Genomic DNA, 14,330 nt, shown 5'->3' with positions numbered 1-14,330 from the left:
CATGCAGGAGATCAAAGGGCTGATCATCGACGACGAGGAGCGCAACCAGCGGCGCTCCAAGGCCCGGCTGGAGGCGCACTTCGCGAAGATCGGCTGGGACGTCCAGTGGGACTCGACCACCGAACCGGACCGCGGCCAGGAACTGATCCGCGACGCGGACCGGCCCTACGACGTGGTCCTGGTCGACCTGCTGTTCGCGCGTGAGGACCTGCCGGACCTGCCGGAGCCGCGGGGCCTCGAGCTGATCGCCGAGGCGAAGGAGCGATCGCCGCGGACGTACATCATCGCCGTCAGCTCCGGTGACGACACGAGGCCCGACCTGTTCGACCAGGCGCGCCGCTCCGGGGCACATCACGTCTTCCGGCGGTACGAGTTCACCCAGGGGTCGCTCGACAACAGTCCGGCAGCCGTCGTCCGGGCGGTCCGCGAGCATCTCCTCAACAACGGGACGGTGCGCCCGATCCAGGTGGAGGCGGACGCCGACGATCCGGCGGTTCAGTCCATCGTCGACGAGGTCGGGGCACCGACGTTGTCCCAGCTCTACAGCCGTGTCCTGGAGGCCGAGGGCGCGGAGACGGCGACGATGCGGGTGGCCCATCTCGCGCCCGGTGCCTCGGGAGCGGTGGTGTGTTCGGTGGCGGCGGTCTCACCGGGCAGTCCGGTCCTGCGGCACGTCCTGAAGGCCTCCCGTGATGAGCGGGCGCTGGCGCACGAGGCGGAGCAGAACGGCCGTGCGGCGAAGGTGTTCCCCGCGCTGCTGCTGATCCGGCAGCGGCCCGAGCGGCCGGTGGGCCCGGTCAACGGCTGGTACGCGCTCGGCGCTCCACTGCCGGAGAACGCGAGGACACTGCGGGCCTGGCTCGCGGCGGAGCCGCCGGCGCCGGACGTGGAGGACGTGATGTTCAAACTGTTCTGGGAGGGGCTGCGTACACCGCACACCGAGAACAGGGAGCGAACCGTCCCGCTGGTGGAGTTGCTGCGGTTTCCGTCCCTGCGGCGCCGGTTGGTGCTCCAGGCGCTGGCGGAGTTCTCGCCCGCGCTGAGGCGACCGGACGGGGGCGGGCTGTCCGACGTGAGGGAACTGACCAGGGAGCTGCGGTCGTTCCTGGAGGAGGGCAGGCCACTGGGCGTCCCGCTGAGCGAACTGACCCGGCCCACCGTGACGACGTACGCCCATGGCGATCTGCACGGGGGCAACGTACTGATCTGTCTGGGCAGGCACCCGACGCCGGTGCTCATCGACACCAGCGCGTTCGGCCGGCTCAACTGGGCGGCGGACGCGGCCCGGTTCGGCGTGGACCTGCTGATGCGGTCGATCGACGCGGGTGTGGAATCGATGTTCTTCACCCGGTTCGCCGCGTGGCGCGCACTGGCCTCGCAGCTGGGGCGCCGCACTCCGCTCGCCGGACCGGACACCCCGGATGTCACGGCGGCGCTGACGGCCTTGTCCTGGCTGGTCAGGCATCTGCACACGTGGTGCCCGGACGCCGCCGAGCCCGAGCGGGCCTGGGAGTGGCACGTGGTGCTCGCCGAGTACCTGCTGCGCGCGGCCTGCCACACCGACGTACCAGCGCCGAAGCGGGCTCTGGCGCTGGTGGCGGCCCACGACCAACTGAAGGAGGCCACCGCCATGTTGATGTCCTGAGTCGGGCCGTCGCGACCGCCGTGGTCTCTCCGCGGACCGTTGCTTCCGCGCGGGCGGCGGGCGGCGAACCGCGGTGGCGGAGACCTCCGGCGGTCGTCCGGCGCGCGACCGAACGCGGCCGTGCGGGAATTCGGCCGTGCGCCGGTGGAGGTAGGTGCCGGCGTCCACACCTGGGCGTGCGGCGCACGGCCGGGCTCGCGCACGAACCGGGCCCGACACGAACCGGGCCCGACACGAACCGGGCCCGGGAATGGCTCTGTGGAGGCGGTCCGGCTGTCGTCAGGACGCCGTGGGGTCGGCGGCGACGGACACCGAGTCGTCCTCGCCCTCCTCCAGCAGGTTGGCCGCCGCGCCCACGATGCTCGGGTCGGGGCTGCCGACGACGTCCTCGTCCTTGTCGGTGTAGGCGAAGCGGGCCAGCACGCTGCGCATGGCCTCGACGCGGGCCCGCTTCTTGTCGTTGCTCTTCACCACGGTCCAGGGCGCCTGTTCGGTGTCCGTCTCGCGGAACATGGCGACCTTCGCCGCCGTGTAGTCGTCCCAGAGGTCCAGCGAGGCCAGGTCCATGGGGCTCAGTTTCCACTGCCGCACCGGATCGACCTGGCGGATCGTGAACCGGGTGCGCTGCTCACTCTGGGAGACCGAAAACCAGAACTTGACCAGGTCCACGCCGTCGTCGACGAGCATCCGCTCGAAGGCGGGCGCCTGCCGGGTGAAGCGCCGGTACTCGTCGTCGGTGCAGAAACCCATCACGCGCTCCACACCGGCCCTGTTGTACCAGGACCGGTCGAAGAGCACGATCTCGCCCGCGGTCGGCAGGTGCTCCACATACCGCTGGAAATACCACTGTCCGCGTTCCCGCTCCGTCGGCTTCTCCAGCGCCACCACCCGAGCGCCGCGCGGGTTCAGATGCTCGGTGAAGCGTTTGATCGTGCCGCCCTTGCCCGCCGCGTCGCGTCCCTCGAAGACGACGACGAGCCGTCGGCCGGTTTCCTTGATCCAGCTCTGCAGCTTCAGCAGCTCGATCTGCTGGAGCCGCTTGTGCCAGTCGTACTCCTTGCGCTCCATGCGCTGTTCGTACGGGTAGTTCTCCCGCCACGTGTCCACCGGGCTGCCGTCCGGCCGGATGAGTACGGGGTCGTCGTGGTCGGAGTAGTCGACCCGCATGCCAGTCAGCAGTTCCGTCATCCGGTGCTCCCTTTTCCGTGCTCCGCGTTTCCCGCCACCGAGGTTCTTCCCGCCGTGTCAGTGGAACTGCGGCACGATCAGATATATGCCGTACGCCACCACGGCCGCGCAGGCCAGGAAGCAGAGGCCGGCCTGGGCGAACCCCAGGACGTCGCCGCCGTCGTCGTCGCGCGCGCCCTCCGCCCGGGCGACGCCCAGCACGCCGAGGGCGAAGACGACGACCACGGCGACGGTGACTCCCGTGCTCACCGCGGCGACTTCACCGAGTGCGGTCCAGTCGAGATGCATGTCCGGAACTCTCCTAGGCTCAGGCGGACGTACCGACGCCGGCCGGCGTCGCGGTACGGACGGAGACCTCGTGGTGGTCGTTGACGTTCGAGGCGTGCACCGGGTTGCGGCGCGCGGCGGTGACGATGAACGCGGCGACGGCCACCGCGACGAGCGCGATCACCACCGTGCCGAAGGTCCCGCCGTGCTTCACGACGCTCGCCGACACCCCGCCGACCAGCGCGGCCGCCGGCAGCGTCACCAGCCAGGCGAGCGCCATCCTGCCCGCGGTGCCCCAGCGCACCTCGGCCAGCCGCCTGCCCACCCCTGCTCCGAGGATGCCGCCGGAGCAGACCTGTGTGGTGGAGAGCGCGAAGCCCAGATGGGCGGAGGTGAGGATCACCGTCGTGGAGGCCGCCTCGGCGGCGAAGCCCTGTGGGGACTGGATGTCGGTGAGCCCCTTGCCCATGGTCCGGATGATGCGCCAGCCGCCCAGATAGGTGCCGAGCCCGATGGCCAGGCCCGCGGACGCGATGACCCACACCGGGGGACCCGCGTCGTGGCCCAGCGCGCCCGCCGAGATCAGCGTCAGCGTGATGACTCCCATCGTCTTCTGCGCGTCGTTCGTGCCGTGCGCCAGCGACACCAGCGAGGCCGAGGCGATCTGCCCGAGCCGGAAGCCCTTCGTCACCGACTTCTCGCGTGCCCTGGCGGTGATCCGGTACGCGAGGTACGTGGCCAGCAGGGCGGCGACACCCGCCACGACCGGCGACGCCACGGCCGGGATCAGAATCTTTTCGAACACCTTGTCGAAGTGCACGCCGTGCTCACCCGCGCCGACCCACACCGCGCCGATGAGTCCGCCGAAGAGGGCGTGTGAGGAACTGGAGGGAAGCCCGAGCAGCCAGGTGAGCAGGTTCCACAGAATCGCCCCGACCAGGCCCGCGAAGATCATGCCCGGAGTGACCAGCGTGTCGTCGACGATTCCGCCGGAGATCGTCTTGGCGACCTCGGTGGACAGGAACGCTCCGCCCACGTTCAGGACGCCGCTGATGAGGACCGCCGTTTTCGGCTTGAGCGCGCCGGTCGCGATGGACGTGGCCATCGCGTTCGCCGTGTCGTGGAATCCGTTGGTGAAATCGAAGGCCAGAGCCGTGACGATGACGACTGCCACGAGGAACGTGATGTGGTCCATCCTCCGATGGAAGCAATCGGAGGCGTACGGGGGGAGAACCGGAGGCAAAGCCCACGCATGGGCGAGTGGAGGTGAGCGTGTGTTTGCGGGCGTATCGGGCGGCGTTCACGCGCTCCGGCACCTGACGACCGCCCCGAACCACCCGTTCGCGCCGATGGCCGGCCGCGGTCCTGCCGCCGGCCGTAAGACGGATGTGGCTCCCGCGAGCGGGCGTTCGGACGGAGTGTGATCGGAGGGGCCGGTCACTGCCAGCCGGTCTGCGCCGGGCCCAGGCTCGGGCCGGTGGCCCGCGGCCAGTCGTCCTGGACGTCCCGGTTCCTGGTGCCGATGGAGAGAAGGACGGATCCGGAGAGGACGTGCGGCGGGTGGGGTGGCCGGCGGCCGGTCTCGGCGAGCCTGGGACGACCGCTGGGCAAGTCCGGGGCGGCCACGGCGCATCGCCCGCCGCGACTCGATGTCATGATTGAGACACGCGTTTGAATTGATGCAGGGGGATGAGCCGTGTCCTACGAACTTGCGAACCGCCTGGTCATCGGCATCGCCTCCAGCGCGCTGTTCGACCTGGCGGAGGCGGACGCCGTCTTCCGTGAGCAGGGCGAGGAGTCCTACCGCGCCTACCAGGAGGAGCACCTTCACGACACTCTGGGCAAGGGGGTCGCCTTCTCCTTCATCCGCAGACTGCTGTCGCTGAATGACCTGAGTTCACCCGACGATCCCCTGGTGGAGGTCATCGTCCTGTCCCGCAACGATCCCGACACCGGGTTGCGGGTCATGCGGTCCATCCAGTCCCACGGTCTGCCGATCAGCCGGGCCATCTTCATGCAGGGACGCTCGCCCTACCACTTCATGCCCGCCCTGAACATGTCGCTGTTCCTGTCCGCGAACGAGACCGATGTCCGCGAGGCCGTGGCCCTCGGCCTGCCCGCCGGCCGGGTTCTCGGTCCCGCGACGACCGACGAGGCCGACGACCAGGACCTGCGGATCGCCTTCGACTTCGACGGGGTGCTCGCCGACGACGCCTCGGAGCGGGTCTACCAGGCGGACGGCATCGAGGTTTTCCGCTCCCACGAGACGATGAACGCCGCCACCCCGCACGACCCGGGCCCCCTGCGGGACTTCCTCGCCAGTCTCAACCGGCTCCAGCAGCGCGAAGAGGTAGAGCGGGCCGGAGATCCGGACTACAAGATCCGTGTCCACGTCTCCCTCGTCACCGCCCGCAACGCACCCGCTCACGAACGCGCGGTGCGCAGCCTGAAGGGGTGGGGTGTGACCGTCAACGACGCGTTCTTCCTCGGCGGCATCGACAAGAGCACGATCATGGGGGTTCTCAAGCCCCACATCTTCTTCGACGACCAGGTCGGCCACCTGGCCGGCACCTCCCTCAACACACCCAGCGTGCACGTGCCCTTCGGGAAGATGAACGAACCGGACCGCGTGGAGTCCGCCGAAGCTCGGCGGTGAACCGACCGCGAGCGTCAGCGGGTGACGACGGGCACGCCGTCCCGGCGGCCTGCCGGCAGAGCCGCGATGTGGTCCGCGCACCGGATCGCCGCCGTGGCCATGGCGCCCCTGGTCATCCCGGCCACATGCGGGGTCAGCAGCGCGTTCGGCAGGCCGAGGAGCGGTGAGGCGAAGGCGGCGTGCTCGTGCTCGAACGTGTCGACGGCCGCCGCGGCGAGCGGGTGCGTCGGGTCGGCCAGCGCGTCGGCCAGCGCCTGTTCGTCGACGATCCCGCCCCGGGCGGTGTTCAGCAGGATCGACTCCGGCCGCATCGCCGCCAGTTCCGCCCGGCCGATCATCCCCCGGGTCCACGGGGTGAGGGGAAGGTGCAGGGAGACCACGTCGCTGGTCGCGAGCAGAGCGGTCAGGGACTCCGCCCGGGGCACCGACGACTCGGTCGGGCGCCGTGAGATGCCCTGAACCGCCATCCCGAGAGCGCTCGCCCGCTCGGCCAGTCTCAGGCCGATGCGGCCTAACCCGACGATGCCCAAGGATAGTTCGGACAACTCGGCCATGGGGGCGGCCGGTGCGGTCCAGCGGCCCCGGTGCGCGGCCTCGTTGTGCACCGGGAGACTCCGGACCAGGGCGAACAGCTGAGCCAGGGCGAACTCCGCGACAGCGTCGGCGTTGGAGCCCGGGGTGTGGGTGACATCGACGCCGTGGCGAGCGGCGGCGGCCGACTCGACATGGTCGGTGCCCGCCCCGGCCCTGCCGATCACCCGGAGCCGGTTGGCTAGTTCCGGGTCGGTCGCCGCCGTGAGGAACGCGGCGCGCAGGGGGACACCCGCGCGGGACTTGACCGCGTGGTAGCCGATCCCGTCCCGGACGGTCTCGGCGATCAGCGCAGGCTCGTCGAAGGCGTCGAAATCGGTGAAGTCCACCCGGCCGGCCCAAGTGGCCCGTGCCAAGGCCCTGTCGGCCACCCGCCGGAGGTTGAGTGTGACGGCCGGTCCGTGGCCGAGCAGACGTTCCAGTTCCCGGTCGAGCAGCTCGCCCGGAGCCGCGTCCAGCAACAGGACTCGTGGACGGTCCATGGGGTTCCCTTCGCCGGGTCGGGCCTTACGGCGGTGCCGCCGGTCATCGATGTCGGCCCCGGGTGCGCCCGGGTGATCAGCCGTGGGGCGGCTCGGTCACACGCCGGTGGTGCCGTCGATGCGTTCGCGGATGAGATCGGCGTGTCCGTTGTGGCGTGCGTATTCGGCGATCATGTGCAGGTAGATCCACCGCAAGGTGACGTCGCCACCCATGAACGGGCTGGTCCGGTCCAGTTCACGAGCCACGCAGTTGGACCGGGCGTGGGCGATCTCGGCCTCCCAGGTCGCGCGGGCTGTCGCGAAGGAGACGTTCTCGGTGAGATCGAACCCGCCGTCGGAGGCGTCGGGATCGGCGCGCGGGTCGTAGATCGGCGCGACCTCCTCACCGGTCAGGACACGGCGGAACCAGTTCCTCTCGACCTCGGCCATGTGCTGGACGAGGCCGAGCAGGGTCAGCGGTGAAGGAGCCACGGAAGTGCGGCGCACCTGCTCGTCGCTCAGTCCTTCGCACTTCATGACCAGTGTGGTGCGGTAGAAGTCCAGCCAGCTCTCCAGCGCGGTGCGCTCGTCGGCGTCGAGAGGCGGCATGGGGCGCTCGGTCGTCGTCATGGCGGAGATCATGTCATCGGGGTCCGACACAAGTCCGTGAGCGACTCCGGCCGTTGCGGGGGCGCGAGCGCGGCGGCCGGGAAAACCGCTGTCCGGTCGTCGGGGGCGCGGTGGTGAACAGCCCGCCGTGGCGGAGACCCTGGAGTTCCCCGACCCCTCGGAGAGCGCCCCGGCCGCGCCCATGGAGCGCGACGCGCTGCCGGCCCGGTCGGCCGAGCCGACGGAGCAACTACTGGACGCACTGCGGGAGTCCGGCCCGGATCACGGCTGCCGGACATGGTGGGGCGGGTCACAGTCGTCGCGGACCTGCGGTGCCGTCGCCCGGCACCAGCTCCAGGAGTCATGGTGCACACCCACGACGCCCGGCTCGCCCTGGGTGCCGCGCGGCCGCCGCCGGACGAGGGGGCACTCGACGGTGTCGACGAGTTCCCATCCACCTGCTGCTCCGGGACGGCCGCCCGGCCGTACGAGCCCGCCGCCGTCGACCACCATGCCACCGAGGGCAGTTCCTGGCGTCCCTCGCTCTCCTCCGACGGCACATGGACCACTCGTCCTGCCCACGCCGCCCGCCACCACGGCAGACGCCTCCCTCCGGGGCACGGCCGCCGAGCTGGTCCGGCCCTGCACGGCCGTATCCCGGTGGACTCCCTGAAGGGCGACGGCGACGGACATCTCTTCGACCTGTTCCTGGCCCGGGACCCGTACGGGTAGTACATGACGACCCGCCGCCCCATGACCCCGGTCGGCGACCTGGCCGGGCCCGCCGGGGCGCAGGCCGATCCGTCGCCGTCGGCCCGGCCGCACGCGCTCGGGAATCGTGTGCCACCGGCCACCGGCCACCGGCCACCGGCCACCGGCCACGCGCCGACCGCGACCGGCGGTGCGGTGCGCGGGCGGGGCAGCCGGAGTGCCGGGCCCACCGGAATGTGAATCGGGATCGCCTACAACGTCGTTGGTGTCACGCGGTGGCGGCGGCGAACTGGTCCCCGGCACCGGTCGTCAGGTCCACGTACGGATCTTGCCGTGGCCTGACAACTTCCTGATATACGCCCGGCATGTTGGCGTCGTGTCCCGGTCGCGTACGGCGTCGGTATCGGGCGGGTGGCTTCCGTGCCCGGCGGTGACGGCGGGTCGAGGAGTCGCGCACCGGCCGCGTGCGAGTCCCTCGTCCACGGCCGCGCCTCACCGCGCCGGCGCCGTGCCGTTCGCGCCGGGGCCGGCATCCCCGGACCCGGTGGGACACACCACCCGACGCGAAAGACGGAGCTTCCATGCACCACACCCGCCCGGCCGCGGCCCTCGCCGTCCTGTCGATCTCGGCCTGCCTGCTGTCCGGTTGCAGTACCACCGGACCCGTAGGCGCCGACGACCGCGCACAGGCGTCCCCCGTCGCGGCCGGAGCCTCGGACACCCCGCGCATACGGCTGAACGCCGCCGACGGCCAGAAGCATGTCTCCGTCAGGCAGGGCGGCCGTGTCACGGTCGCGGCCGGGAAGATCACCAAGGTGACCCTGGCCACCGCGAACGGCCACGTCGTCCGCGGTGCCGCCTCCTCGAGTGGCAGAGCCTGGGCGCCCGTTGGCGTCCTCGACCACGGCACCGCCTACCGGTTGACGGTGGTGGCCGCGGGCGCCGGGGGCCGCAAGGCGACGAGGGAGATCGCGTTCACCACGGTCGCCACGTCCGACCGCTTCACCGGCACGGTCACCCCGGGCGACGGAGCCACGGTGGGTGTGGGGATGCCCGTCTCGTTCACCTTCGACAAGGCGATCGGCGACAGGAAGGCCGTGGAGTCGGCCATCGAGGTCAGCTCCAGCAGCGGACAGCCCGTCGTCGGTCACTGGTTCGGCACACGGCGCCTCGACTTCCGTCCGCGGCAGTACTGGAAGGCCCACTCCGTCATCACCGTCGCGATCCGCCTCGACGGAGTCAAGGGCGCCGAGGGCGCGTACGGGGAACAGGACAGGACGGTCCGCTTCAGCGTGGGCCGCAGGCAGGTCTCCACCGCGGACGCCTCCACGCACCGGATGACGGTCGTCAGGGACGGCAAGACCCTGAGGACGCTGCCCATCACGGCGGGTGCCCCCGGCTCGACCACGTGGAACGGCCAGATGGTGATATCGGAGAAGCTGACCAGCACCCGGATGAACGGAGCGACGGTCGGGTTCGCCGGCGAGTACGACATCCCCGACGTCCCGCACGCCATGCGCCTGTCCACCTCGGGCACGTTCGTCCACGGCAACTACTGGGGCGCCGACTCGGTGTTCGGACACTCCAACATCAGCCACGGCTGTGTGGGCCTCAACGACGTCAAGGGCGGAGGCGACTCCCACCAGGACGGCGCCTGGTTCTTCGACAACTCCCTCATCGGTGACGTGGTCGTGGTGCGCGACTCCGACGACCGGACCATCGCCCCCGACAACGGCCTCAACGGCTGGAACATGTCCTGGGACCGGTGGCAGGCCGGCTCCGCACGCTGACGCGGAGGCCGTACGCGCAGCCCCCGGCGCGCGGGCCGGGCCGGGCCGACGGCGGGACCGGAGTCCGCGACCCGGGGGCGGGCGCGCCCCACTCGGGAGCGGCGTTCCGCGTCCTGACCGCCGCGCCGGGGGACGGACGCCCCCGCGTGCCGTCCGGCCGAAGGAGACGGGCAGCACGGCGCCGGACGCGTCGAACGGTGACCGGGGGTGTGAAGATCGCCCGAAAAGGCCCGGAACCGCTGTTCCGGCGGCGTTCACCGCGATGCCACGCCCGTGTCCCCGCGGCCTGAATGAGTGGTTCCGCTCAGTGAGTCACTCGGAGGCACCGGAGGGCTGCCCCATGACCGGGAACGAACCCGCGTCCACCATCAACCGCCGTCGTCTTCTGCTCGCCTCGGGCGCCGTCGTGGCGGCCGGAGCGACCGGATCCGCCGGGGCGATCCTGCCCCGGCAACGCCGTCCCCGGGCGGCGGAGCCGGCCGCACGCGTCACCGCTCGACGGACCGCGCCGCACGCCACGACCACCCTGGAGACGACGGCCCGCCTCGGCGGAGCCCCGCACACCGGCACCTACCGGCGGCTGGACTCGGGTCCCGGCTGGCCCATGGTCGTACGGGAGGACATCGCGCCGCCGCGCGCCGGGCGCGCGGACCGGCGTACCCCGCTCGCGTGCTTCGTGCAGTTCACCGATCTGCACATCGCCGATGTCCAGAACCCGCTGCGCACGGAGTTCCTGCGCTCCCGCACGCCCACCGCGTGGCGTGCCCAGGAGGCGCTGACCGTCGCGGGCGCCGTCGCGCTCGTGGAGAAGGTCAACACGCTCGGCGACGGCCCGCACTCGGGACTGCCACCGGCGTTCGTGATGACCACGGGCGACAACATCGACAACAACTCCGCCGTCGAGCTGGAGTGGTTCCTCACGCTGATGAACGGCGGCCGGATCACTCCCGACACCGGGGACCCGAAGACGTACGAAGGCGTCCAGAACTCCGGGCTTCCGCTGTACTGGCATCCGGGCGACCCGGCGCTGCGCGACTTCGACAAGCGGCGCGGACTGCCGCTGATCCCCGGTTTCCTCGACGCGGTGACCCGCCCCCTGACCAGTCCGGGCCTGCGGATCCCCTGGTACTCCACGGTCGGCAACCACGACGACCTGCCCGGCGGCTGTCTGTCACCCGCGCTCGACGACTTCGCCGTGGGTTCCCGCAAACTGCTGTCGGTCCCCGACGCGGACGCGGCCGCCTACGCCAAGGCGCTGGGTTCGGGCGACGACCCCAAGAGCGAGGTGCTCAAGGCGATCCTGAACAGGCACGCCGCCTCCGCGCGGACCGTGACGGCCGACGAGCGGCGCCGCCTGCTCACGCCGCACGACTATCTGGCCGCGCATCTCGACCCCGCCCGCGCCGGTGCCGGGCCGGTGGGCCACGGCTACACGCCGGACCACCTCGACGGCGACCGCATGTACTACACGTTCCGGATCGCGGAGAACGTCATCGGGATCAGCATCGACACGACGTACCGCAGCGGCCACTACGAGGGGTCCCTGGGCGGCGACCAGCTGCGCTGGCTGGAACGGACGCTGGCCGCGCACAGCTCCCGGTCCTACGACGTGGACGGCCGTCTCGTCCGCGGTCCCGGAGCCGACGACGCCCACATCCTGGTCTTCAGCCACCACCACAGTCCGAGCATGACCCGTCGCCCTGACGCCGCCCGCACCGACGAACCCCGCCACGACGGCGCCGAGGTCATCGCCCTGCTCAGCCGCTATCCGAACGTGGTCGCCTGGATCAACGGACACAGCCACGTCAACCGGATCACCCCGCACCCGCACGCGACGGCCGCCCGTTCCTTCTGGGAGGTCAACACCGCCTCCCACGTCGACTATCCGCACCACGCCCGGCTGTTCGAACTGGTCGACAACAAGGACGGGACGGTGTCCCTGTTCACCACGCTCGTCGAGTCGTCCGCACCGCACCGCACGGCACCGGACTTCGACGATCTCTCGGCGGTGGGCCTCGCGTCGCTGTACCGGGAGCTCGCCTACAACGCCCCGGGCCTCGCCGACAGCATGCGATCAGGCGTTCAGGAGGGGTGGGCCGGCGGCGCGGGCGACCGCAACACCGAACTGCTGAAGATCGTCCCTTGACATCCGTCCGGGAGGACTCGCCCGCCCCCGCCGTCCCGCGCGGTCATGGACGGACGCCGTGGCCTGTCTGAGGAATCGTTCGATTGGCGCACAGATTTCTCAAGATTGTTTGTTCGGTCACCGATGCATTCGCCGGAAGGACTTACCGACGAAGGGTTGATTGCCATGACATCAGCATCGGTGCGACAGCCGCTGGACCTGCTCGCGGTCGCCGTCGACGATCTCAGAGCCGGACGGCCGGTCATCGTGGTCGACGACGCGGACCGGGAGAACGAAGGCGACCTGGTCATGGCGGCCGAGTTCGCCACCCCCGAGACCATGGGCTTCTTCGTCCGCTGGACCAGCGGGCTCATCTGCGCGCCGATGGCCCCCGAGGTCGCCGACCGGCTCGAACTGCCCCTGATGGTCCCGCCCGCCCCCGGCGCCGCCCCGGCAACCGGGACGGCGACCGACTTGCCGGTCGACACGACCGCCTACACCGTCTCCGTGGACGCGGTCGGAGTCGGCTCGGGGATCTCCGCCGCCGACCGGGCACTGACCGCGCGGACGCTGGCCGACCCCGCCGCCCGGCCCGACCGGTTGATCCGTCCCGGGCACGTGTTCCCGCTGCGGGCCCGTCCAGGAGGGATCGCCGAGCGACGCGGACACACCGAGGCCGGCGTCGATCTGCTGCGCCTGGCCGGGTTGTCGCCGGTCGCGGTGATCAGCGAGGTCTGCGAGGACGACGGCTCGGTCGCCGGCGCCGACCGGTTGCGCGCCTTCGCCGACGAGCACGGTCTCACGCTGGTCTCGATCGAGCAGTTGTCGCACCGGCTGCGGCTCTCCGGTACGGCGACGTCGTGACCGGGGTGCTCCGAGCGACGATCTTCGACCTGGACGACACGCTGATCGACACCGCGGACGCCTGGGCACGGGTGTGCGCGGACTTCGCCGCCGGTCACGGTCACCACTGGCGCGCCGAGGACACCGCCGCGCTGCACGGCAACGGCGGCTGGGCGTCGTACGTCGCGGGCCTGTGCGGTGGTGCGGCGGGCGCCGCGGAGGTGGTCGAAGCCTGTGCGGCCGCGATGGTCGGCGAATGCGCCGCGGGACGGGTGCGGGCGCTGCCAGGCGCGGTGGAACTGGTCCTCGAAGCCGGACGGCACGGGCCGGTCGGCGTGGCCACGGCCAGCCCCCGCCGCTTCGTCCTGGCGGCCCTCGAAGGGCTGGGCCTGTCGGCGGGACTTCGCTCCGTCGTGTGCGGCGAGGACGTGGTCCGGGTCAAACCCGCGCCGGACCCCTACCTGCGCGCGGCCGCCGAGGTCGGCGTCCCGCCGTCCGGTTGTCTGGCGGTCGAGGACTCGCCGAACGGCATCCGGTCGGCGGCGGCCGCCGGAATGTACGTCCTGGCCGTCCCGCGCGCGGACACCGCACTGCCGGACGAGGTCGCCCGCCTGGCATCGGCGCGGGCACACAGCGCGGCGGACGCGCTGCCCCTGCTGACCCGGCTGCTCGATCCCCAGTCCGACCTCTTGATCCACGAAGGCGTCCGATAGAGGCGCGCCATGACGCGTCGGCCGGCCGAGGGGCGGGTCCGTCCGTCGCGGCCTCGCGCGGCTCCGGTCAGGACCTCCGGGCCGCGGGCTGACCCGCCCACGCCTGCTCCAGCGCCCGGGTGAACGTCTCGGGCGACTGGACACCGCTGACGCCGTAGCGCCGGTCCAGCACGAAGAAGGGCACTCCGCCCGCGCCCAGCTCGGCGGCCTGGCGTTCGTCGGCGCGTACCTCCGCGGCGTACGCGTCCGGGTCGCCGAGCACCTCCCGCGCTTCCGTGCCGCTCAGCCCGACCGTGACGGCCAGGTCGACCAGGGTCTCGGTGTCGTAGACCGAACGCTCCTCCGCGAAGTTCACCTGGAAGGCGAGGTCCGTCAACTCGTCCTGAAGACCGCGGCTCTTGGCGAAGTGGAGGAGCCGGTGCACGTCGAAGGTGTTCCCGAAGACCCGTCCTCCGACGCGGAAGTCCAGTCCCACGGATCGCGCCATGTCCGCCGCCTGCTCCTCCCGGGCGATCTGCTGCTCGCGGGTGCGCCCGTACTGGGCCGCGACCGCTTCGATGATCGGCACGGTGCCGTTCTCGGCCTGCGGATTGAGCTCGTACGACCGGTGTACCACTTCGACCCGGTCACGGTGTGTGAAGGCGGCGAGCCCCTGGCCGAAACGGGCTCGGCCGACGTAGCACCAGGGGCAGGCGATGTCGGTCCAGATCTCGACACGCATGGGTGGGATC

14 protein-coding genes and 1 pseudogene are annotated in these 14,330 nt (G+C 71.3%); 8 read left to right on the top strand and 7 right to left on the bottom strand.

The window, feature by feature from the left end; genetic code table 11:
* Position 1: 1 nt before the first annotated feature.
* The gene (locus tag GFH48_RS03820) at positions 2-1,645 is read left to right on the top strand and encodes a response regulator (protein ID WP_153286885.1); all 1,644 of its coding nucleotides are present in this window, start codon (positions 2-4) and stop codon (positions 1,643-1,645) included.
* A gap of 279 nt (positions 1,646-1,924) precedes the next feature.
* On the opposite strand, the gene ppk2 is transcribed toward GFH48_RS03820, so the two are convergent.
* The 4 genes from ppk2 to GFH48_RS03800 all read right to left on the bottom strand — a co-directional run bounded on the left by ppk2 (position 1,925) and on the right by GFH48_RS03800 (position 4,726).
* Complete coding sequence (gene ppk2, locus GFH48_RS03815) at positions 1,925-2,833, bottom strand: polyphosphate kinase 2 (protein WP_153286884.1); 909 nt, start codon at positions 2,831-2,833, stop codon at positions 1,925-1,927.
* A gap of 57 nt (positions 2,834-2,890) precedes the next feature.
* Positions 2,891-3,121, bottom strand: coding sequence for a hypothetical protein (locus tag GFH48_RS03810; RefSeq protein ID WP_153286883.1), 231 nt, complete (start codon positions 3,119-3,121; stop codon positions 2,891-2,893).
* A gap of 19 nt (positions 3,122-3,140) precedes the next feature.
* Complete coding sequence (locus GFH48_RS03805; protein ID WP_153286882.1) at positions 3,141-4,295, bottom strand: inorganic phosphate transporter; 1,155 nt, start codon at positions 4,293-4,295, stop codon at positions 3,141-3,143.
* 242 nt (positions 4,296-4,537) lie between these two features.
* Positions 4,538-4,726 carry a hypothetical protein gene (locus GFH48_RS03800; RefSeq protein WP_153286881.1) on the bottom strand — a complete coding sequence of 63 codons (189 nt, stop codon included), beginning with the start codon at positions 4,724-4,726 and terminating at the stop codon, positions 4,538-4,540.
* A 70-nt stretch (positions 4,727-4,796) separates the two neighbouring features.
* On the opposite strand from GFH48_RS03800, the gene GFH48_RS03795 reads away from it, so the two are divergent.
* On the top strand, positions 4,797-5,756 hold the full coding sequence (locus tag GFH48_RS03795; protein WP_153286880.1) for a 5'-nucleotidase: 960 nt from the start codon (positions 4,797-4,799) through the stop codon (positions 5,754-5,756).
* A 14-nt stretch (positions 5,757-5,770) separates the two neighbouring features.
* On the opposite strand, the gene GFH48_RS03790 is transcribed toward GFH48_RS03795, so the two are convergent.
* Positions 5,771-6,829, bottom strand: a complete 1,059-nt coding sequence (locus tag GFH48_RS03790) for an NAD(P)-dependent oxidoreductase (protein ID WP_153286879.1) — start codon at positions 6,827-6,829, stop codon at positions 5,771-5,773.
* 96 nt (positions 6,830-6,925) lie between these two features.
* Entirely contained in the window at positions 6,926-7,438 is a 513-nt protein-coding gene (locus GFH48_RS03785; protein ID WP_153286878.1) for a DinB family protein, read from the bottom strand.
* A gap of 181 nt (positions 7,439-7,619) precedes the next feature.
* Here GFH48_RS03785 and GFH48_RS39865 point away from each other — a divergent pair.
* From GFH48_RS39865 to GFH48_RS03760, 6 genes and pseudogenes are all read left to right on the top strand, one after another.
* Positions 7,620-7,724: pseudogene (locus GFH48_RS39865) on the top strand (hypothetical protein); the annotation flags it as partial.
* Between the two features lie 56 nt (positions 7,725-7,780).
* Positions 7,781-8,149, top strand: coding sequence for a hypothetical protein (locus tag GFH48_RS03780; RefSeq protein ID WP_153286877.1), 369 nt, complete (start codon positions 7,781-7,783; stop codon positions 8,147-8,149).
* A gap of 560 nt (positions 8,150-8,709) precedes the next feature.
* A complete protein-coding gene (locus GFH48_RS03775) occupies positions 8,710-9,918 on the top strand; it encodes a L,D-transpeptidase (protein WP_153286876.1) in 1,209 nt (402 codons plus the stop codon).
* Between the two features lie 340 nt (positions 9,919-10,258).
* On the top strand, positions 10,259-12,064 hold the full coding sequence (locus GFH48_RS03770) for a TIGR03767 family metallophosphoesterase (RefSeq protein WP_153286875.1): 1,806 nt from the start codon (positions 10,259-10,261) through the stop codon (positions 12,062-12,064).
* A 165-nt stretch (positions 12,065-12,229) separates the two neighbouring features.
* Entirely contained in the window at positions 12,230-12,907 is a 678-nt protein-coding gene (gene ribB, locus GFH48_RS03765) for a 3,4-dihydroxy-2-butanone-4-phosphate synthase (protein ID WP_153286874.1), read from the top strand.
* On the top strand, positions 12,904-13,599 hold the full coding sequence (locus tag GFH48_RS03760) for an HAD family hydrolase (protein WP_194280487.1): 696 nt from the start codon (positions 12,904-12,906) through the stop codon (positions 13,597-13,599). The genes ribB and GFH48_RS03760 overlap by 4 nt, the downstream gene beginning before the upstream one ends.
* 67 nt (positions 13,600-13,666) lie before the next feature.
* Here GFH48_RS03760 and GFH48_RS03755 read toward each other — a convergent pair whose 3' ends face one another.
* Positions 13,667-14,320, bottom strand: coding sequence for a DsbA family oxidoreductase (locus GFH48_RS03755; protein ID WP_153286873.1), 654 nt, complete (start codon positions 14,318-14,320; stop codon positions 13,667-13,669).
* Positions 14,321-14,330 lie beyond the last annotated feature (10 nt).

The sequence above is a fragment of the Streptomyces fagopyri genome (assembly GCF_009498275.1).
GTDB lineage: Bacteria > Actinomycetota > Actinomycetes > Streptomycetales > Streptomycetaceae > Streptomyces > Streptomyces fagopyri.
This window is presented reverse-complemented; position numbering and strand designations above follow the sequence as displayed.